Raw genomic sequence first — 20,464 nt, 5'->3', positions numbered from 1 at the left:
GGGACGAAGAGGTGATACGGAGAACGACGATTTCGCCTGGGAATACCCGCTGGAGCGGATCATGAATGGCGTTCGCAGGGGCTTTGTCATGGCGGCGCTGGAGCAGTATGCGGGGCTACTTTTTAACTTTGTAACCGTCGCAGCGGTGTCTCGGCTTCTGGGGCCGGCAGAAACCGGAATGGGTGTAATAGGCTTGAGCCTTACGGCGCTTGTGTTTTCACTGCGCGAATTCGCCAGTCCGGAATTCCTGATAAAGATCGACAAGGTGCGTGATCAGGATATCCGGACTTCGCTTACTTTTCTTATGGGCGTGACGCTGCTGCTGTCGCTGGCCCTCTATTTCACACTGGGTTATTTCGCCGAGTCCTATAACGACCCGAAACTGAAGCTCTTTCTTAGCATCACGATCGTTGCAGCGCTGGTCGAAAGCCTGTCCTTGCCGGTCGTCGCACTGCTGAGGCGTGAGATGGCCTTCGGAACATTGGCGCGCATCCGTACTGCAGGATCCGGTTTGGGTGCCCTGGTAACGGTTGCCATGGCCTTTTGCGGTTTCGGACATATGTGCTTTGCCTTCGGATTGCTGGCGAGCGCCCTGATGACAACAGGACTGGCTATCGCGATCCATCCTTTGAGAGGCCAGTTTCGTCCGTCGCTGGCCAGTTTCGATACAGCCTGGCGGTTCGGGATCTATCTTGGAGGCAATGCCGGGCTAAACAAGATTTGCATGACGCTTCCACAGCTTCTGCTAGGACGCTTCATGCCCATATCGGCAGTTGGAATTTACAACCGGGCCGACACGCTGAGCGGTCTGCCGGATCGTATTATCCTTTCAGCCGTTTTCACTGTGGCGTTCCCGATGCTTTCGGCGCAGGTCCGCGCCGGGGCTGATATCAGCCAGTCCTATATACGTGCCTTATCCTACATCACCGTTGCTTATTGGCCGGCACAGGCATTGCTCGCTTTGCTTGCATATCCGGCGGTACATATCATTCTTGGCCCCGGCTGGTCCGAAGCGGCACCCATCGTAGCGATCCTGAGCCTGGCCTGTCTTTTCTGGTTCCCCGCGATCCTGACCTATCCTTTGTTGATGGCATTGGGTGAAAATCGCGAAGCTTTCCTATCCAATCTGATTTCGCGGCTGGTTGCGCTCACCGTTATAAGCACCGCTGCATTTTACGGTCTGATGGCCGTTGCGCTTGGCCAGTTCATCAGTCTGCCGATACAGATGGTCATAGCCATCGTTTTCGTGCGCAGGCATGTGGCTTTTTCCTATACCGTGCTTGGCCGGGCATTGATGAAAAGCGGCCTTGTTACTCTGATGACACTGGCTATACCGCTCGTGATGGTCGCGGTGAATGGCTTTTCGCTGGAAATTCATTGGGCCACCGGGATTTCGATGGGTCTTGTGGCGGCATTTAGCTGGCTGAGCTCGCTGTTCCTGGTGCGGCATCCCTTCGCCGCAGAGGTTTCACCGGTTCTGGGCTGGACTATTGGGAAGCTTTGGGTTCGGCGTGCGCAGCCTTCAGCTTCGACCCCGGCAGAATAGGAGAGCTTGTCATGGACCGACGCCTACAACAACAGCCCACGGTCGATGTCGTCATCCCCAACTTTAACTATGGTCGCTATCTTTCCACCTGTGCCAACAGTGTATTGCGGCAATCAGGTGCCAATGTCCGTCTACTGATCATCGACAATGCCTCTACCGACAATAGTGTTGAGGTGGCGAAGAGCCTTGCGGCCAGTGACAGCCGTGTCGAATTGCTGCTCCGTCGGAAAAATCTCGGGCCGCATGCCTCATTCAATGAGGGCATAGATTGGGCCACATCCGAATATTTCCTGATCCTGTGTTCGGATGACCTATTGGCGAATGGAGCTTTGGAGAGGGCGACAAGCGTGTTGTCGCAATGTGTGGACGTTCACCTTGCGCATGGCGCGACAGGCAGGATCAGAGCCGACGACGGTGAACCCGGCCTCACCACTCCCGTTGCCGCACCGGACGATTGGCGGATATGGTCGGGGGATGAATTCATTGAATTTGCCTGTCGGCATGCATTTAACCCGATAATAGGCCCGACGGCGGTTGTAAGGACGTCGATCCAGAAAGAGGTAGGATATTACCGCACCTCGCTTTCTCACACTGACGATCTCGAAATGTGGCTGCGTATCGCTCTGCGCGGTTCCATCGCCTCTACCAGCCAGATTCAGGCTTACGCGCGTTCGCATCCCCAGAACCAATCGGCGACAGTGAACGGCATTCTGAGTTGGAACCGGGAATTCGAAGCCGGATTCCGGTCCTTCTTCGATCATGAAGGTGCGAGCTTGCCGGATCAGCGCCATCTGTTCGCAATGGTTCAGGATTGCCTGACCAAGCGTGCCTATTGGTCTGCGATCTCCAATCTGGCGCGGCAGCCGAAGGTGGCAGGTTCGTTGATGGCGTTCGCATTGAAGCGTGAGCCGTTGCTGGCAGTCATGCCTCCCTTCGATTACCTGTTGAAACGATCCGCCTGGCGAAGCCGACGCGACGCTGGCTAGAGATTCATAAGACGGATCGCTAGGGTATCCCCAAACGTAAAGCGGGAGAAATGCTCTAGTTGGGGCGCGGCAATGGAACGGCGACATTCGCCGTCTCCTTGGCCGTGTCGAGAAAAGTGGCGTAAAGAATTTCTTCCTGCCCTGCCAACCGGCTGCGATACCCTTGTACACCGGCCTCCACTTTCTTGACCAATATCGTGCGCTGCTCGAAAGCAATTTCAACGTGGGAGAGTATGGTTTCAGGATCGAAGTTTTCGATCCGATGGCAGAATGCTGCCAATCCGGTATCTTGCAACAATGCATCGTTCTTGCTCGCATAAGCCAGCGAGATTGTGGGACGCCCCATGGCAAGAGCGCAGACGACGTTATGGTAACGGCTGGCAATAACGATGTCTGTCTTGGCAATCTGCTGCATGAGGTCGTGCAGGGACGCGGATGGTTCAAATATGACATTGTTCGCTTCGGCTGGTGCAAGCTGCTCCAGTACGTCACGGGCGGCCTCTATATCACCCTTGCCGCCAATAAGCAGGCGAACCTGACGACCGCTGGCCAGAAGCTTTTTTACCAGCGTGGTTATTTTGGCAACATATTGCTCGTAGATGGCGTCGCCGTCCTTTTCATTCTTTTTCCATCCTCGATAAATCATCACGCCGATGCCCACGCATTGATCCGGGCTGCCCGGCTTTTCATCCGGAACCGTCGGCAATGCGAAGGCGATATCTGCGCTGACGAAATCCTGAGTGGAGTTTACGCCCAGCTGTTTCGTGAAGTCATGGGAGATCTGGTCTCGATAGGAACGGAAAGACGCCAACATTGAAGCCCAGCGGATGAAGAGCCGGCTCAATGGACGATCGACGGGGCCGGCGCCGATCGATACAAAAATCAGACGCGTGCTGGCAAGTTTGGCTGCGAGGGACCATCGTAGCACTGCGAACGGCCAGCCGAAGGGGTTTTCGTTGAAGTCGTCGAGTATCCCGGTACCTGGCACAACGATGAGATCGAGCTGGGAGGCAAGCAAGAGCGCGCAGATAAAGCCGATTATTCGGCGAGGAAAGTGCAATAGCGCCTTGTTGATTGCCCTCAGTAGCCAATTTGACGGTTCCGGTTGAGAAACCGGACGGGCGGGGAGATCAAACGTCTGCTCGACGACATCGGGCTTGGAGCAGATACAGACGAGTTTTGCGTCGGGACAGTTACGATTCAGGAGTTGCAACATGGCTTCCAGCGAACCGTCATTGCCGGTATTGCCGGAACCGAACTGCCCGAAAAGCCCAATTCTCATATGCGTTTCTCCTGTTGTAGCAACAGGCTAATGCCGGACGCGTTGTCAGGAAAACTGGCAGAAGGGTGAACACCATCCTCTATTGTAGGAGGGGGAGTACCCCTCATAGCCGAAATGCGCGGCAAAGCAATTTCGATACACTGGCCAGCGGTATATCCATTGCCCCCCGATATACCGGAGTAAGGCTTCGAGGGAATTGTTCCCTCGAAGTCTTGTCTCCCTTGAAATGTCCTGTGGCAACAAGGTTGTGGCGATGAAATGTGCTTACTTTGTCCGTCCCCATATAGGCGGGACTTATTCGGTCTTCATGCGTCTGCGTTCGTCGCTTGGCCAGTCGGGCATTGAGCTTCGATGGCTTGCCTCGGGTGCCGCTGGCGATACGATCAGCGTGCCGACGGGACAAGGGCTGGAGGATTCCCTTCGCAAGGGTGATGTCATCGACGGGATGGGGGTGCTGGATGAAGAAACCCGCGCCAAGCGCATGGTTGGCTTCCTGCGCGAAAACCGTTTTGACGCCGTTTTCGTCAATGTCCTCTCTCATCGTTTCGAAACCAATCTGGTGCGCTATCTGCCTGCCGATATTCTGCGTATCATGATCGTGCACAATATCACGCCCGGCACCTATGCGGCGGCGAGGGCAATCCGCGATCATGTTCATGCAACTGTGGGAGTTTCAAAACGCTGTCGCGACGATCTCGTGCGCCAGCACGGTTTCGATGCGGCGCGCACGCTGGTCATCCCGCATGGGTTGAACCGGGATATCCATCTCTCGCGCAATGTTCCGAGGCACGATGGACGCAGTCCGCTGCGGCTGCTCTATCTGGGACGCATGGAAGATAACTCAAAGGGCATATTCTGGCTTCCGAACATCCTGCGTGAGCTCGACTGTGATTATCATCTGACCGTCGCCGGAGATGGCCCCGATCTGAAAGAACTGCGCCACCGTCTTGCGCCCTTTGGCGACAAGGTCCGTTTCAACGGCTGGGTCGCGCCCTCCGATGTTCCCTGGCTGGTGAGCCAGCATGACGTCATGGTTATGCCGTCGCGCTTTGAAGGGTTCGGACTCACGCTCATTGAAGCAATGAGCCAGGGCTGTCCGGCGGTCGTGTCGAAGATCGCCGGTGTGACCGATATGATCGTCACCGATGGAAAGGACGGACTTTTGTTTCCCGTCGGCGATTTTCGTCAGGCAGCACGCCATATCGGGCAGCTTGCACGCGACCGTGAACTGCTTGCGGGCATGGCGGATGCCGCCCAGCAGAAGGTTGAAACAGTCTTCAACAATGATACTGCCGGGCGCGCTTACGCAGGACTCCTTGAGAAACTCGCGGAGGAGCGCCCTGCCATCGCACCGCCACTGGCGCTTTCGCAATGGTCGATGCCGAACGCGCTTCATTCCAGTCTGCGCAGCCGTTTGCCGAAGCCGGTGAAGAACTGGCTGCGCCAGGTGCGCGAGCGCTTGCACACCGGATGGTCGGCAGCATGATCCTTTAGAGCGCACCCCGAAAACGGTGAAGCGGTTTTCGGAAAAGATGCGCATAAAAACAAATGATTAGAGCGCCGATCTGATCCAATCAGATCGAAACGCGCTCTAATAAAAAAGGAGAAGGGGCATGAACCTTTTCACATCGCAGTTTCGCAATTCTCAACTGCTTGCCACCAAGGCACACGCGCTGATACCGGGCGGCTGTCACACCTATGCCAAGGGCGACGACCAGTATCCCGTTCTGGCACCCGGCTTCATCCAGCGCGGCTCCGGCTCGCATGTCTTCGACGTCGACGGCCATGAATATATCGAATACGGCATGGGTAATCGTGCGGTTGGGCTGGGCCATGCCTATCCACCCGTCGTGCGCGCCGTGCGTGACGCCTTGCAGGATGGCTGCAATTTCACGCGTCCAAGCGCCATCGAAGTCGAATGCGCGGAGAGCTTTCTGGAGCTGATCGACGGAGCGGAAATGGTGAAGTTCTGCAAGGACGGCTCGGACGCGACTTCGGGCGCGGTACGACTTGCGCGCGCCTATACGGGACGCGACATGATTGCCTGCTGTGCCGATCATCCGTTCTTCTCGACCGACGATTGGTTTATCGGCACGACGAAGATGAATGCGGGCATTCCGGCGTCGGTCTCGGCTTTGACGGCAACGTTCCGCTATAATGACATTGCGAGCGTGAAAGCCTTGTTCGAGGATTATCCGGGACGTATCGCGGCCATTATCCTTGAACCCGCAAAGGCCGACGAGCCACAAAACAACTTCCTGCAGGAAGCAAGGCGTATCGCCCACGAAAACGGGGCCTTGTTCATTCTGGACGAGATGATTACCGGCTTTCGCTGGCATGTGCGCGGGGCGCAGAAGCTCTATGATGTCGAGCCTGATCTTTCCTGTTTCGGCAAGGCGCTGGGCAACGGCTTTGCGATTTCAGCGCTGGCAGGCAAGGCGGAATATATGCAGCTTGGCGGTCTGACCCAGACCGACCATCCGCGCGTTTTTCTGCTTTCGACCACGCATGGCGCGGAGACCCATGCCATGGCTGCTGCGATTGCCACGATGACGATTTATCGCGACGAACCGGTGATCGAGAGGCTTCACGAACAAGGCTCCAAACTGGCAGAGGGCGTGAATGCGGCGATTGCCAGCCATGGCCTGCAGAACCACCTTCGCCTGTTCGGGCGTCCGTGCTGTCTTGCATATGGAACGCTCGACGAGAAGGGGCAGCCATCTCAGGCATTTCGCACCCTGTTTCTTCAGGAGACAATCCGGCGTGGCGTGCTGATGCCGTCGCTGGTCGTAAGCTATACCCATAGCGACACGGATATTGCGCGAACGGTGGATGCAATCGACGGCGCGCTCGACATCTATGTCCGGGCACTGAACGATGGTGTGACTTCCTATCTGACGGGACGTCCTTCGCAGGTGGTCTATCGCCGCTTCAATGAAGCGCCGACTTATCCGCCGACGATGCGATGAAGCACTTCGCAGCGGTCCTGATCGCCGCAACCCTGCTGTGGTCGGCAACGAAGCCGACATATGCCGCCGATCTGTTTCCAATCACAGTTGGTCAGGACCGGCGCGTATTCGAGGATGCAGCCGGTAAGCCTTTTCTGTTGCAGGGTGATACCGCATGGTCGCTGATTGCGGAATTGAAGCGCGAAGATGTCGAAACCTATCTGCAAGATCGCCGGAAGCGCGGCTTCAACGCCATTCTGGTCAGTCTGGTCGAACACTACTTCTCCAGTCACCCGCCCGCCAATGCCTATGGCGAGAAGCCGTTCAAGAGCGATGCCTTCGGTGAACTCAATCCGAAATATTTCGATCACGCCGCCTGGGTGATCGGGAGGGCGGAAGAACTCGGCTTCGTCGTTTTTCTCGCGCCCGCCTACCTTGGGGTGAACGGCGGCAACCAGGGTTGGTTCTCCAAGGCGCAGGCTGCCGGTCCGGAGAAAATGCGTGTCTATGGCCAGACGATAGCTCAGCGATTTGCGGAGTTTCATAATGTTGTCTGGGTCTTGGGCGGGGATTTTGATGATCCTGATCGACGGCTGGTTTCCAGTCTGGCCAATGGAATCTCAAGTATTGTTCCTGGCGCTCTTCTGACGGTACATTCTGGTCGCAATAGCAATACGGCTGAACTCTGGGGCGACCGGCCCTGGTTGAGTTTCGATACGGTTTATACATATGACGATGTTCATGCAGCGGTTTTTCAACGGCGAAAAGCTGCTGAAATGCCTGTCATTTTGCTGGAAGCGGGCTATGAGTTCGAGCGGGGGACGACTACGCGGATGATCCGCCGTAATGCCTATGGCGCGCTGTTGGCGGGTGCTGCCGGGCAGTTCTTTGGTAACAACCCGATTTGGCATTTCACGGGACCGGGGATCTCCACTGCTGATCGAAGCTGGCAGGAAGCCCTCGACAGTGCCGGCGCGCGGTCAATGACGGTGTTAAAGAAACTCTTCGACAAACTGCCATGGTCGCAGCTCCAACCCGATAGCAGTAGAGCCATTTCAGCAGGCGCGGGAAACTATGCCGCATCACTGCCTGACGGCACCTTGTCGGTTATCTATGGCGATGCCGGTGGTTTTGCGGTGCAGAAAGCTATTGTCAAACAAGGCTGGCAGGCTGTCTGGTACGACCCGGTTTCCGGCACGTTCGCGGATGCGGGCCAACCAAAGCTTGAGGGATCGGTTGCGACCTACACACCCAAGCAGGCGCAAAATGCCGGTGGCGGAACTGACTGGCTTTTACTGATCGGCAACGCCAGGCGCCTGCAGGACATCCAAAAGAGGTAGGCGATACGCCCTTTCACGCTTTTCATAAACGCTTGTCCTAACCGGGCATGCCTTCGGTCAAGTCGTCGCTCCTGTCCTCTCTGGCTAACATGCATTTATCAAAGCTTGAGGAGTCGGACATGAAAGTACTGGTTACGGGCAATCAGGGCTATATCGGGTCGGTCATGGTGCCGGTCCTCACAAATGCGGGGCATGAGGTGTCCGGCTATGACATCGGTCTTTACGAACATTGCCGTTTTGAAGAAGGCGGCGCCGTTATGAGCGTGCCGACCATCCGAAAGGACGTGCGCGATGTGTCGCCACGCGATCTGGAGGGGTTTGATGCGGTTATTCATCTTGCCGCACTCTCCAATGATCCGCTTGGCAATCTCAACGAGGAACTGACCTACGACATCAATCATCGGGCGAGCCTCGCGATGGCCAAGGCCGCCAAGCTGGCAGGGGTGGGGCGCTTTCTGTTTGCTTCATCCTGCAGCAATTACGGTATCAGCGATGCCGATCTGATCGATGAGACCGGCGAACTGAAACCGGTGACGGCCTATGGCCGGTCCAAGGTGCGGGCGGAGCAAGAAATTCGGGAATTGGCGGATGCAAGCTTCTGTCCCGTGTATCTTCGGCCCGCCACGGCTTACGGCGTTTCGCCGTTCCTGCGTTTCGATATCGTGCTCAACAATCTCGTGGCCTGGGCAGTGACGAAAGGGCTGATTTATCTCAAGTCCGACGGCACGCCATGGCGACCCATCGTGCATATTCGCGATATTTCCCGCGCCTTCATGGCCACCATGGAAGCCCCGCGCGAAAAAGTCTGGAACGAGGCCTTCAATGTCGGATCAACGGAGCACAACTACCGCATTCGGGATATAGCGGGCATCGTCGCCGACAATGTTCCCGATTGCCGTATCGAATATGCGGACGATGCCGGGCCGGATACGCGCTCCTACCGTGTCAGTTTTGAAAAGCTGGCGCGCGTGCTGCCGGAAGCGAAACCGGAATGGGATGCCGTTGCCGGCGCGCGTGAATTGCTTGCCGCCTATAGCCGCTCGACGCTGACTCTTGAGGAGTTTGAAGGACCACGCTTCCAGCGCATCGCCCATATCCGCAAGCTGATAGCGGAAGGGGTGCTGGATGCCGATCTGCGGCGTGCCGACGAGGAACCGCAACAGCTTCGGGCAACTGCGTGATGGATACGGGGGCAGGGCGCAAAGGCATTGAAACAGCCATTCCGCCGGTATCGAACGGGATGGCCATTTACGACCTTGCTGCTCGGCTTTATCCAGTCTGCCGCAGTCTCGCCGGCGATGGGGTGCGCGAAACGCTTGCCATCATCGGGGAACATCTGCCGCTGACAGTCCATCAGGTTCCGACCGGTACATCGCTTTACGATTGGAAAGCGCCGCAGGAGTGGATCATTCGTGATGCCTATATTGCGGATATGAACGGCAATCGTGTCGTCGATTTTGCCCGGCACAATCTGCATGTGGTGAATTTCAGCGTGCCGGTGCGGGAAAGAATGCCGCTTAGTGCACTGAGGGAGCATATTCATACGCTGCCCGACCAGCCGGACCTCATTCCCTATCGCACCTGTTATCACGCGGAGGGCTGGGGGTTCTGTATGGCGCATAACGAATTTCTGTCCATGCAGTACGGCGATTATGACGTCGTGATCGATGCTGAGCGCCGCGACGGTTTTCTGACCTTCGGTGAGTTCATTCACGAGGGGGACACCGACGAGACCTTCATCCTGTCGGCCCATCTCTGCCATCCGTCGCTGGCCAACGATAACTGTTCGGGGCTGGCACTGCTGACCCGCCTTGGTGAGGTTCTGCAATCACGGCGCACGCGCCTGACCTATCGACTGCTTTTCGGCCCGGCGACTTTCGGCGCTCTTGCGTGGCTCAGGCATAACGAGGCGCAACTGGGGCTGGTCCGCCACGGGCTGGTCTTGTCCTGCGTCGGCGATGCTGGCGGGCCGAACTACAAGCGCAGCCGTCGCGGCGACGCGGAGATTGATCGGATCATGGGCCTCGTACTCGGTGAGTGCACCAATGCGACGATGCATGATTTCTGGCCCTACGGCTATGACGAGCGCCAGTTCTGTTCGCCGGGATTCAATCTGCCGGTCGGCATGTTCCAGCGCAGCCTTTATGGCACCTTTCCGGAATATCACACATCGGCCGACAATCTCGATTTCATCAAACCGGAGTATCTTGAGCAGTCGTTCAACATGGTCTTGCAGGCTATTGAAATTGCTGAACGAAACTGGCGTCCGCTGAATACCTCACCCAAGGGAGAGCCGCAGCTTGGAAGACGTGGACTCTATGGAAACATGGGTGGGGATAGCCGCTCTGCACAGAACGCAATGGCGTTGTTATGGGTGCTCAATCTGGCAGATGGCGAGCATTCCATTCTCGATATGGCAGAGCGTACGAAACTGCCATTTGTAACCCTCGCCGACGCGGCTGCCCGGCTCCGCGAGGCAGAGTTATTGGTGGAAAGCTAAAGCAGCGGCCAGGCCAAATCCTTGTCGGAAATGACACTCGGCCTGTTTGGCCATGGTATGCCGAGCGACGGGTCATCATAGCGTAAACCTGTCGCATAGTCCGGTGCATAGGGCTTCGAGATCATGTAACGAACGAGCACATCGGGCGTCAGGGTCTGAAAACCGTGCGCGCATCCTTCGGGGATATAAAGCAGCACGCCGTTTTCGGCGGATAGCTCCACGCCGGTCCAGCGCCGATAGGTTGGCGAATGCGGGCGCAGATCGACCAGAACATCCCATATGACGCCCTGCAGGCAGGTGACGAGCTTGGTCTCAGAATGCGGTTCGTTTTGATAATGGAGGCCGCGCAGTGTTCCTTCTTCGCGCGAGAAAGACAGGCTGTGCTGCGGGAAATGCGTTTCCATCTGCCGCTCGGCGAATGCAGCTTCGCAATAGACCCGCGCGAACCAGCCGCGTTCGTCTTCAAGTCTTTCCGGCTCGATAGACCAGGCACCGTCGATATTGAGCGAAGTGAAACGCATGATTTGCCCCGGATTGCAGCCATTTGCATTCTGACAGCTGGATTGCCGGGCGATAGAACCTTCTTCGATGCATCCGAATAGCCTTCCGGATGAGGCCAAACTGTCCGAATGAGGTAGGCGACTACGCCCCTGCCGCCATTGGGCGAAGATTGGGTATCTACACCGCATAGTCCGTCCGGTGAATGTTGCGCCCGATCGTATGTACGGCTCGCTCCCGATGACAGTCTCGGAAATTTTTAGGCCGCTTAGTAATTTTGGTTATCCGACGCGGATCGGAGTTCAACTCTATCAACCCATAACGGACCAGCCAAAAGGTTCGACGAGGCGAGGAATGACGTATGACCATCCAGACGCCGGATATTTCGCGGAGCACGAGCATGGCGCAAGAGCAGACCGGCTGTCGCCTGTGCGGTAAACTACTCAAACATACTTTCGTCGATCTTGGGATGTCACCGCCTTGCGAGAGCTTCATCACAGCGGATCGCCTTGACCGTATGGAGCCCTATTACCCGCTCTATGCGCTCGTCTGTGACCATTGTTATCTGGTGCAGCTGAAGGAGTATTTCTCGCCTGCAGAAATTTTCACTGAATATGCCTATTTTTCGTCCTTTGCCACGAGCTGGGTCAGCCACGCAAAGACCTATTGCGACGAGATCACCGAGCGGCTGGGACTGAACGAGAATAGCTTCGTGGTCGAGATTGCCAGCAATGATGGCTATCTGTTGCAGCATTTTCTGCCGAAGGGCATCCCGATCCTCGGTATCGAACCGGCTGCCAATGTGGCTGAGACTGCCATTGCCAAGGGCGTGCCGACGCGCGTGGATTTCTTTGGTTCGACGCTCGCCGCCGAACTGGTGGGCGCGGGACGCAAGGCCGACCTCCTGATCGGCAACAACGTTCTGGCGCAAGTCCCTGATCTCAATGACTTTGTGCGCGGCCTGCAACTGCTGTTGAAGCCGGAGGGCGTGATTACGCTGGAGTTTCCGCATCTCGCCAATCTGATCGAGCAGAACCAGTTCGACACGATCTATCACGAGCATTTCTCGTATTTCTCGTTGCTGACGATCCGGTATATGGCGCATCGCCATCACCTCAAGGTCATCGACGTGGAGGAACTGCCAACCCATGGCGGGTCGCTCCGGGTGTATCTTGCGCATAACAGCAGCAAGCGGAAGGCGGGGCCGCGTGTCGCCGCCCTTCTGAAGCGCGAAGAGAGTTTCGGCCTCAACGAGATTTCGACCTATGAGCAGTTTGCCGAAAAGACGCGGCGCACCAAGCGCGATCTCCTGTCCTTCCTGATCGCAGCCAAGAATGCTGGAAAACGTATCTGCGGTTACGGCGCGCCGGGCAAGGGCAATACGCTTCTGAATTATTGCGGCATCGGCACAGATTTCCTGGACTTCACGGTTGACCGCAATCCCTACAAGCACGGGCGTTTCACGCCGGGCATGCACATTCCGATCTACGATGTGTCGGCAATCGACAAATACCGACCCGATTACATCCTCATTCTGCCGTGGAATTTCAAGGACGAGATCATCCGGCAGATGCAGCATGTGGTCGAATGGGGTGCGAAGTTCATCATTCCCATCCCGCACGTCACGTTGATTGACCCGGCATTACTCACAGAGGAGCGGTAAGTCATGAAAGTCGTTTTGTTCTGCGGCGGTCTTGGAACCAGAATCCGCGAATATTCGGAGAATGTCCCGAAACCGATGATCCCGCTCGGTCATCAGCCGATCCTGCATCATGTCATGGAATATTACAGCGACTATGGGCACAACGAGTTTGTTTTGTGCCTGGGCTATAAGGCCAATGTCGTGAAGGATTTCTTCCTGACAATCCGCCCGCAAACCTTCGCGGACTGTGTGGTTTCGGATGGCGGGCGCAATGTGCAACTGCTCGAGGAAGTGGATCGCGACTGGAGCGTTACGCTGCTCGATACGGGTATCTGGCGCAATATCGGTGAAAGGCTCTGGAGCGCCCGATCGCATGTAGCAAATGAAGATATGTTCCTCGCCAATTACAGTGACGGTCTCAGCGATGTCGATCTCGACGACATGACGGAACGTTTCCGAGCCAGCGGCAAGATTGCCTGCTTTCTCGCCGTCCGTCCGCCGCTGACCTATCACCTTGCAGATATTGCCGAAGGCGGCGACGTGCGGGCTTTCCGAACCTCGAACACCTCCGATATCTGGATCAATGGCGGCTATTTCCTCTTCCGCAAGGAAATCTTCGACTATATGCGCGAAGGTGAGGAACTGGTGCTCGAGCCCTTCGGTCGTCTCATCGCTGAAAACCAGTTGATGGCCTATAAGTATGAGGGCTTCTGGCGCTCCATGGATACGCTGCGTGACTGGCAGACGCTTGAAGATATGGTGGAGAAGGGTGACATGCCCTGGAAGAGACACAAGGCGGAAGAAGCCGCACGTCGGGCCACCAATGTCGCGATAGCGCTATGATCGATCTGCGCTCACTGGCAAATAACAGCCGTCCGCTTCAGCTGCTTTGTCTGGGCGCGCATTCCGACGATATCGAGATCGGTTGCGGCGGCACGCTTCTGAGCCTGATCGAGAGCGGAACGCCGCTGCATGTCGAATGGTGTGTTCTGTCGGGGAACGAGACAAGGCGCGCGGAGGCAGAGGCTTCCGCACGCGATTTTCTGCGCGGGATAGACAGTTTCAACATCCATCTGGCCTCTTTCGAGGATAGCTATTTCCCGGCGCAAAGCCGCGAAATCAAGCAATGGCTGATTGAACAGCGCGGAAGAGGGCTACCGGATATGGTTTTCACTCATCGCCATGGCGATGCTCATCAGGATCACCGTACGATCAACGAGCTGACATGGAACCTGTTTCGGGATCAGGTGATCCTTGAATATGAAATTCCGAAATGGGATGGCGATCTGGGCCAGCCGAACGCCTATTCGGCGCTACCGGCTGTGATGATGGATCGCAAGATCGAACTGTTGATGAAGCACTTCGGCACACAGCGCTCGAAGGATTGGTTCGATCCGGAAACCTTTCGCGGTCTTGCCCGGCTACGCGGCATGGAATGCCGCGCGCCCGAAACTTATGCCGAAGCTTTCCATGCCCGTAAGCTGCGGCTTTTCTAATTTTTAATCGGTTCCGCATTGGTGTCGACACGGACGACCACCGACATGCCGGGTGCCAGATGCGCGGCGTCCGGTTGATCTTCATCGATGGCGATCCGAACGGAAAGGCGTTGCGTGATCTTGGTGAAATTGCCGGTCGCATTGTCCGACTTGATGACGCTGAATTCAGACCCGGCAGCGGGTGCGAAGGCTTCGATATGCCCCGTCAACTCTGCATGACGCAGCGCATCGACGGTGAAAGTGACTGGTTGGCCGACCTTCATGCCGTAGAGCTGTGTTTCCTTGAAATTCGCCATCACCCATTTGGTCTTCGGGACGACGGACACGAGCTGCGTTCCCGCCGTCACATATTGACCGAGCCGGACGCCCACTTCGCCGAGCGTACCGTCGCGCGGGGCGATGATGCGGGTGTTCTGCAGGTCGATCCGCGCCAGTTCAACGGTCGCTTCCGCATTGGCGATATCGGCATTGAGGCTGTCACGATTGACGATGATGGATTGCAGGTCCTGTTGGGCAACGGCTAGTGCGGCTTGGGCTTCGTCAACAGAAGCTTGTGCCTGAAGCAGGGTGCCGTGTGCTGTATCGGCAGAGCTTTGCGTCGTCACGCCGCGCGGCAGCAAGGCTTCGACGCGCTTCGCATTGGCCTCAGCTACCTCAAGTGCTGCCTTGGCGCCGGAAATCTGCGCCTGTCGCGACTGGATCGTTGCTTCGGCCGAACGCTGGCTCTGTTCTGAGTTGGCAAGCGCTGCCTTCTTGCTGTTGAGTGCGGCAAGCGCCTGATCCAGCTTCTGCTGATAGCTGCGGCTGTCGATCTCGAACAGGAGGTCGCCCTGTTTCACGGTTTGATAGTCGTTGACATTGACCTTGGTGACATAGCCGGCGACTTGCGGGCTGATAACCGTTACCTGTCCGCGGACATAAGCGTTATCGGTGGTCTCGACGCTGTGTTTGAAAGGCGGCAACTGCCACGCCCAGAGCACCATCAGAACACCTGCCAGGCCGATGATGAGGGCAAGACCGCCGCGAATATACTGTTTTCCAACTGACATTTTCAAATACTCGTCGATTTAACCAGCCATCGCAGCACTTTGGCGGCGGGCGTGCATGTTTTCATAGAGGCGATAGGCGATCAGGCAGGCGAGTGAGAGCACCGCAATGACGGAGATCGCGAGAAAAGCATCGTTATAGGACAGCACTGTCGCTTCCTTGGTGACCTGTTGTCCAAGAAGCGCCAGCCCTTCTGCCTTCGTCAGTCCCTGGTCAGCCAGAACCTTTGCGTAGGTGCCGGATAGTGCCTGAACGCGCTGGGCGACCACGGGATTGGACATGACCAGTTGTTCCACCAGATAGGCGGAATGGTATTTCTCGCGGATCGCGATGAAGGTGCTGAACACGGCAGAGCCGATAAGGCCACCAATGTTCTGTGTGAACAGGAAGATGACGATGAAACTCGTCATGTAGGTCGGCCCTTGTTTCAACGCCTTGGTAATGCCTGCAAGCATGGCCGGGGGCAGGAACAGAGCGCCGCCGAAAGCAATCAGTCCCTGACTGAGATAGGCATTGTGCGGACGGGTCAGGTTTGTCGCATGGCTGTCCAGAAAGGCCCCGACCGCGATGAAGACCAGTGCCAGCCCGAAAATGATCGATACGCGTTCCAGCTTCATCCACATGCCGCAGGCAATGCCGCCCGCCAGCGACGCGGCGAGGATGACGAGATAGAGGCCACGGCTCTGGCCGTCCTGCAGACCGAATGCCTGAAAGAGGCCGACCGCGCCGGTCGTCTGTTCGGCAAGCACGATGCGGAAGACGAAGAGTATCAGCGTGAAGCGCAGAATTTCCGGCGAGAACAACCAGTGCAGGTTCATCAGCGGTTGTTCGCGGTTGAGTTCGATGGCGGCAGCGCAAGCGAGGACTGCGATTGAGATCGCAAGGCATACGCCGATCCAGGGGGCTTCGAACCACCAGTAATTCTTTCCCTGAACCAGAACCACCGCGAGAAGCCCAAAGCCGATGGCGATCAGGCCGTAAGCAACGAAATCCAGCCAGTGCAGCACTTTCGCGCGCGGCGCCTGCGTTAACGGCAGCACATAGACGACGGCGAAGGCTGCAAGCGACAGGCCGATCTCGACCATATAGAGTTGCTGCCATTGGCCGATATCGAACAGCAATGGCGAAATGACACGTGCCAGTGGGCCTGCTGCCGCCGAACAGGTCAGCGCAAGGCTGAGCCCCCACGTCATTTTCTTGGCGGGCGGAAAGGCTTCCAGCATGTAAAGAAAGCCGATGGTCGAGACCGGTGCTGCGGCAGCGCCCGCAATGAAGCGGATCGGGATTGCCGACCAGATGTCGTAGACAAGTAGATGCAGCAACGAGGAAATCAGGAAGACGGCGATCGCAATTTCCGCAAACCGGCGCAGGCCGAACTGCGTGCGGATCTTGACGAGAAGGATCGTCAGGCTGGCGTAAGGCGCCATATAGGCCGCTACCAGCCAGGAGGTTTCCGTCAGCGTCGCGCCGAGTGATCCCTGTATCTGCTGTGTATTGGCCGAGATGAAATACATGCTGAGGCCGCGTGTCGACCACATGAGAACAGACGCGGTGATATAGATGGCCGACATGTAAACCGGCATATGCGAAACCGAAGGCGTTGCAGCCTGCGTCGGCGCAGCCTCTTGTCCCTGCCGATCTTTGCCTTCTTCCGACATGGTTTTAGCGGTCTTTGCCCGCGAGGGTCGCTTCTACTGTCTGGCTGACTTCCTGAAGCACCGATAGCGCCGTTTCCAGCGACTGTCTGTCTACGCGCTGCAGCAGTTCGGATCGCATGCGGTGGGTGATTTCTTGCAGCTCGCGCACTTGCGCCTGTGCTTCATCCGTCAGTTCAATGCGTTTCGCACGGCGGTCGCTTTCAACCGCGCTGCGATAGATCAATCCCTGCTTCTCAAGGCCATCCAGAAGACGCACTACCGAGGGATGCTCGATCTCAAGAGCATCCGCCAGCTCGCGCTGGTTCCAGTCGCGCTGCTGGGTCAGAAGCACAAGCACGCGGGCGCGCGCCAGCGTCAGTCCGCGCTCACGGACGCGGGAATCAAAAAGGTTGCGCATTTTGCGTGCGGCCGTGGAAAGCTCCATCGTGAAAGCCGCTTCGAGATCGTGTTTTGACTGGGACATTGTATAGCCATCTATTATATGTGTAGCTATATATAATACTCTGGATCTGCTAATCAATGGCTGCAACGGTTACCGGAAACAGGAAACACAATTTTTTGACGTTGATCGTTGACCGTAATTCGGAAAATCGTGACACGAGTTTTCGTTTCGCCGTCAAGTGATGGCGATGAAATCCTTTACTGGACGGATAACGATCTTGGTTATGCGGTGAGCGGTGAGATATCGCGCGAACTGCTGCGGCGGGTGGTGGAAGAATGCTACCGCCAATTTCCGAGTTAACTTGCTTTCCAGTCGTCGCTGAAGGCGTGAATCATCGCATCCTTGGAACTGCCGCTGGCGATCAATGCGGCAAGCAGGATGCGAGCCTGACCTGGGCGAAGCGTATGTGCGTGCATGGCTCCGGCTTCGCCAAGATCATATCCGCCGCCGCCGCCGCCATAACCGGGTGTCAACAGGCCTTCGGGCACGCGGCTTGAGACTGCAACGGGGATATTGCGGCATGTACATTCGCGGACAGCTTCGACAACGCAGGGCGTAGTGTTGCCGGACCCCAGCGCCGCAAGAACCACGCCGCTGGCATCGGCTGCAATGCTCGCTTCGATGTGGAGGGCGTCGCAGCCCGGATACAGGGCAATCGTGTCGATCCGGCGGTCACCGACAGGGGCTGGAAGCACAGGGCTTTGGATTTGGATCATGCGTGCAGAGCGGAAGGCGTCAGTACTGTCGCTGCTGAACTTGTATGCCCCCCAAGCAGGAACAATCCGTCCGCCGAAGGCGATAAGGACACCTTTGTCGGCACTGGCCGGATTGCAGGCAAGCTGAATGGCGGCAGCGAGATTTTCCGGCCCGTCCGCCTGCGGATGATCGGCGGTAAATTGCGCTCCGGTGAAAATCACCGGCTTGCTGATGCGACGCTGCAGATGTACCAGCAGCGCCGTTTCTTCCATGGCATCCGTTCCGTGCAGGACGACGACGCCATCGACGTCATCATCCTGCAGGCCCGAACCCACAGCATCACTGATGCGCTGCATGTCGGAAAGGGTAAGGCTAGCAGAGTCCTTCGCCATGAGATCGACAGGACGAAGCTCCGCTTCAAGACCCGGTACGAATTCCAGCAAATCCTCACCGGTCAGGACCGGTGTGCTCGCGCCGTCTTCCCCGCGCTTGCTGGCGATGGTGCCGCCAGTGGCGATCACCATTATGGAAGGCTTTGCAAGCGTCATATTTCCGAATCCTCTCACTTACCAAGAATGCTGGCGTCTACAGCACGTTCGGCAGCGAGTCGATGGATGCGTTCACGCATCAGATACCAGCCGAGGATGAGGGCCGGGCCGATAATCGCCAGCGAAGCAATCGTCCAGGTGCCCACCGGATAGTCGAGCGCCATCAAAACGAGTACGCCGAGCAGGAATGCGAGTGTGAGGATGCCGGTATAGGGCGCGCCGAACATGCGAAAATCCGGGCGCACGATTTCGCCGCGACGCGCAAGATGCCACAGTTTCAACTGGCAGAGGACAATGACGCCCCACGCGGTGATGATGCCGAGAGCGGAGAGATTAAGCGCGATTTCGAACGCAGCCGCAGGCACGACGGCATTGAGAATGACACCAATCACGGTGACGACGGCGGTAACCGCAATGCCCATATAGGGAACGCCGTTCTTGTTCATCTTGGCCAGCGAAGCAGGTGCAGAACCGGATATTGCCATGGAATGCAGGATGCGTCCCGTGGAATAAAGCCCGGCATTCAGCGACGACAGCACTGCTGTCAGGACGACGAGGTTCATGATGATATCCGCACCCTCGACGCCGATCTTGCCGAAGAAGGTCACGAACGGGCTCTCGCCAGCGGAATAGGCGGTGTAGGGAAGAAGCAGCGAAAGCAGCAGGACCGAACCCACATAAAAGACAAGCAGTCGGAAGACCACGGTGCGGATTGCGCGGGGCATTACCTTGCGCGGGTCTTCGGTTTCTCCAGCCGTGGTGCCCAGCAACTCGATGGATGCATAGGCGAAAACCACGCCCTGTATGATGATGAAGGCAGGCAATATGCCGTTGGGGAACAGACCTCCGCTATCGGTAATGATGCTGAAACCCGCCGGATGACCGTCAATCGGCGTGCCGGAAACGACAAAGTAAATGCCGACGACAAGAAACGTTACGAGCGCGATGACCTTGACGAGGCTGAACCAGAATTCCAGTTCGCCGAACACTTTCACCGACATGAGGTTCATCGCCAGCACGATGACAAGCGCGGTCAGGGCGAATACCCATTGGTCGATGCCCTGCAGCCAGGGCACATAATGCTTGAAGAAATTCATGTAGAGCGCAACTGCTGTCACGTCGGCTACCGACGTCATGGCCCAGTTGAGCCAGTACATCCAGCCTGCCGCGAAAGCCAGCTTTTCGCCGTAGAACTCGCGGGCATAGGAGACGAAGGAACCGGAGCTGGGACGATGCATGATGAGCTCGCCCAAGGCGCGCAGAACCAGAAACGCAAAGAAGCCGCACAAGGCATAGACGAAGACCAGGGCGGGACCTGCCAGCGCCAGGCGTCCGCCCGCGCCGAGAAAGAGCCCGGTTCCGATTGCGCCGCCAATCGCGATCATCTGAATCTGCCGCGGTTTCAAGGCTTTGTGATAACCGCGGTCCTCTTCAATGAACACTTCGCGTTCGGCCGGGGTGGCTTTCATTGTTTCGATTGGCATTGCTCCTCCCTGAGAGCGCGGTTTCGACAAGCGACCGTTCGGCGTGAAAGGCCAATTAGGGCACGCCGCCGGTCATTCAATGAGGCGATGGAATTCATCCCCATTTGATGGGTATTCTGTAAAGCTGCATGACAGATTTTGGAGGCGGTTTTAACGCATATCGCAGAACGCGCGTCAAGTATTCAGCTTCAAATGAGAAGCTTCGCACGCTTTTCCGGAATAGGCTGGCAGGGGAAAAATCAGCAGCAAGAGTATGTTAGCAGCTTGTGCTTATCTGGCATGAAAATGTCGCAAAAATTCGGATTGGTATAGATAACCCGCACGAATCCTTTTGCAAAGCAGCAGCCTTGC

17 protein-coding genes and 1 pseudogene are annotated in these 20,464 nt (G+C 56.9%); 11 read left to right on the top strand and 7 right to left on the bottom strand.

Annotated elements, in window-relative coordinates; all coding sequences use genetic code 11:
* Positions 1-61: 61 nt before the first annotated feature.
* Together HWX93_RS01725 and HWX93_RS01720 are read left to right on the top strand one after the other, a co-directional pair.
* Positions 62-1,546: an oligosaccharide flippase family protein gene (locus HWX93_RS01725; protein WP_176036267.1), complete on the top strand. Its 1,485-nt coding sequence runs from the start codon at positions 62-64 to the stop codon at positions 1,544-1,546.
* Between the two features lie 11 nt (positions 1,547-1,557).
* Entirely contained in the window at positions 1,558-2,532 is a 975-nt protein-coding gene (locus HWX93_RS01720) for a glycosyltransferase family 2 protein (protein ID WP_176036266.1), read from the top strand.
* A gap of 55 nt (positions 2,533-2,587) precedes the next feature.
* On the opposite strand, the gene HWX93_RS01715 is transcribed toward HWX93_RS01720, so the two are convergent.
* A complete protein-coding gene (locus tag HWX93_RS01715) occupies positions 2,588-3,814 on the bottom strand; it encodes a polysaccharide pyruvyl transferase family protein (RefSeq protein ID WP_176036265.1) in 1,227 nt (408 codons plus the stop codon).
* Positions 3,815-4,067: 253 nt separating this feature from the next.
* On the opposite strand from HWX93_RS01715, the gene HWX93_RS01710 reads away from it, so the two are divergent.
* The 5 genes from HWX93_RS01710 (at position 4,068) to HWX93_RS01690 (ending at position 10,602) form a co-directional block, all read left to right on the top strand.
* Positions 4,068-5,300, top strand: coding sequence for a glycosyltransferase family 4 protein (locus HWX93_RS01710; protein WP_176036264.1), 1,233 nt, complete (start codon positions 4,068-4,070; stop codon positions 5,298-5,300).
* Between the two features lie 127 nt (positions 5,301-5,427).
* Positions 5,428-6,783, top strand: coding sequence for a glutamate-1-semialdehyde 2,1-aminomutase (locus HWX93_RS01705; protein ID WP_176036263.1), 1,356 nt, complete (start codon positions 5,428-5,430; stop codon positions 6,781-6,783).
* Positions 6,780-8,102: a DUF4038 domain-containing protein gene (locus HWX93_RS01700; protein ID WP_176036262.1), complete on the top strand. Its 1,323-nt coding sequence runs from the start codon at positions 6,780-6,782 to the stop codon at positions 8,100-8,102. Before HWX93_RS01705 ends, HWX93_RS01700 begins: the two co-directional genes overlap by 4 nt.
* A 119-nt stretch (positions 8,103-8,221) precedes the next feature.
* The gene (locus HWX93_RS01695) at positions 8,222-9,283 is read left to right on the top strand and encodes an NAD-dependent epimerase/dehydratase family protein (protein ID WP_176036261.1); all 1,062 of its coding nucleotides are present in this window, start codon (positions 8,222-8,224) and stop codon (positions 9,281-9,283) included.
* Positions 9,283-10,602, top strand: coding sequence for a DUF4910 domain-containing protein (locus HWX93_RS01690; RefSeq protein WP_176036260.1), 1,320 nt, complete (start codon positions 9,283-9,285; stop codon positions 10,600-10,602). The genes HWX93_RS01695 and HWX93_RS01690 overlap by 1 nt, the downstream gene beginning before the upstream one ends.
* On the opposite strand, the gene rfbC is transcribed toward HWX93_RS01690, so the two are convergent.
* Positions 10,599-11,123, bottom strand: a complete 525-nt coding sequence (rfbC, locus tag HWX93_RS01685) for a dTDP-4-dehydrorhamnose 3,5-epimerase (RefSeq protein ID WP_109987427.1) — start codon at positions 11,121-11,123, stop codon at positions 10,599-10,601. The two genes, HWX93_RS01690 and rfbC, sit on opposite strands and share 4 nt — an antisense overlap.
* A gap of 338 nt (positions 11,124-11,461) precedes the next feature.
* Between rfbC and HWX93_RS01680 the strand changes: the two genes are divergently transcribed.
* Genes HWX93_RS01680 through HWX93_RS01670 form a run of 3 tightly spaced genes read left to right on the top strand, consistent with a single transcriptional unit; the run spans position 11,462 to position 14,238 of the window.
* Positions 11,462-12,763: a class I SAM-dependent methyltransferase gene (locus tag HWX93_RS01680; RefSeq protein WP_176036259.1), complete on the top strand. Its 1,302-nt coding sequence runs from the start codon at positions 11,462-11,464 to the stop codon at positions 12,761-12,763.
* A 3-nt stretch (positions 12,764-12,766) separates the two neighbouring features.
* The gene (locus tag HWX93_RS01675) at positions 12,767-13,585 is read left to right on the top strand and encodes a sugar phosphate nucleotidyltransferase (RefSeq protein ID WP_109987425.1); all 819 of its coding nucleotides are present in this window, start codon (positions 12,767-12,769) and stop codon (positions 13,583-13,585) included.
* Positions 13,582-14,238, top strand: a complete 657-nt coding sequence (locus HWX93_RS01670; RefSeq protein WP_109987424.1) for a PIG-L deacetylase family protein — start codon at positions 13,582-13,584, stop codon at positions 14,236-14,238. Before HWX93_RS01675 ends, HWX93_RS01670 begins: the two co-directional genes overlap by 4 nt.
* Here the strand turns inward: HWX93_RS01670 and HWX93_RS01665 are convergent.
* From HWX93_RS01665 to HWX93_RS01655, 3 genes are read right to left on the bottom strand one after another with little or no spacing between them, the layout of a single operon-like run.
* Positions 14,235-15,287: an HlyD family secretion protein gene (locus tag HWX93_RS01665; RefSeq protein ID WP_109987423.1), complete on the bottom strand. Its 1,053-nt coding sequence runs from the start codon at positions 15,285-15,287 to the stop codon at positions 14,235-14,237. The genes HWX93_RS01670 and HWX93_RS01665 overlap by 4 nt on opposite strands.
* Positions 15,288-15,305: 18 nt before the next feature.
* The gene (locus HWX93_RS01660) at positions 15,306-16,943 is read right to left on the bottom strand and encodes an MFS transporter (RefSeq protein ID WP_176036258.1); all 1,638 of its coding nucleotides are present in this window, start codon (positions 16,941-16,943) and stop codon (positions 15,306-15,308) included.
* Between the two features lie 4 nt (positions 16,944-16,947).
* Complete coding sequence (locus HWX93_RS01655) at positions 16,948-17,406, bottom strand: MarR family winged helix-turn-helix transcriptional regulator (protein WP_109987421.1); 459 nt, start codon at positions 17,404-17,406, stop codon at positions 16,948-16,950.
* Positions 17,407-17,501: 95 nt separating this feature from the next.
* Here HWX93_RS01655 and HWX93_RS22950 point away from each other — a divergent pair.
* Positions 17,502-17,685 (top strand): annotated as a pseudogene (locus HWX93_RS22950) (anti-sigma factor); the annotation flags it as partial.
* On the opposite strand, the gene HWX93_RS01650 reads toward HWX93_RS22950, so the two are convergent.
* Together HWX93_RS01650 and HWX93_RS01645 are read right to left on the bottom strand one after the other, a co-directional pair.
* Positions 17,682-18,629 (bottom strand): asparaginase, encoded by a 948-nt coding sequence (locus tag HWX93_RS01650; RefSeq protein ID WP_176036257.1) that lies wholly within the window; start codon positions 18,627-18,629, stop codon positions 17,682-17,684. The pseudogene HWX93_RS22950 and the gene HWX93_RS01650 overlap by 4 nt on opposite strands.
* A gap of 14 nt (positions 18,630-18,643) precedes the next feature.
* The gene (locus tag HWX93_RS01645; protein WP_109987419.1) at positions 18,644-20,113 is read right to left on the bottom strand and encodes an amino acid permease; all 1,470 of its coding nucleotides are present in this window, start codon (positions 20,111-20,113) and stop codon (positions 18,644-18,646) included.
* Between the last annotated feature and the right edge of the window lie 351 nt (positions 20,114-20,464).

Origin of the sequence: Brucella tritici, assembly GCF_902825325.1 — a bacterium.
Lineage (GTDB): Bacteria > Pseudomonadota > Alphaproteobacteria > Rhizobiales > Rhizobiaceae > Brucella.
Note: the sequence above shows the minus strand (reverse complement) of the source record. Positions and strands in the feature narration are given on the sequence as shown.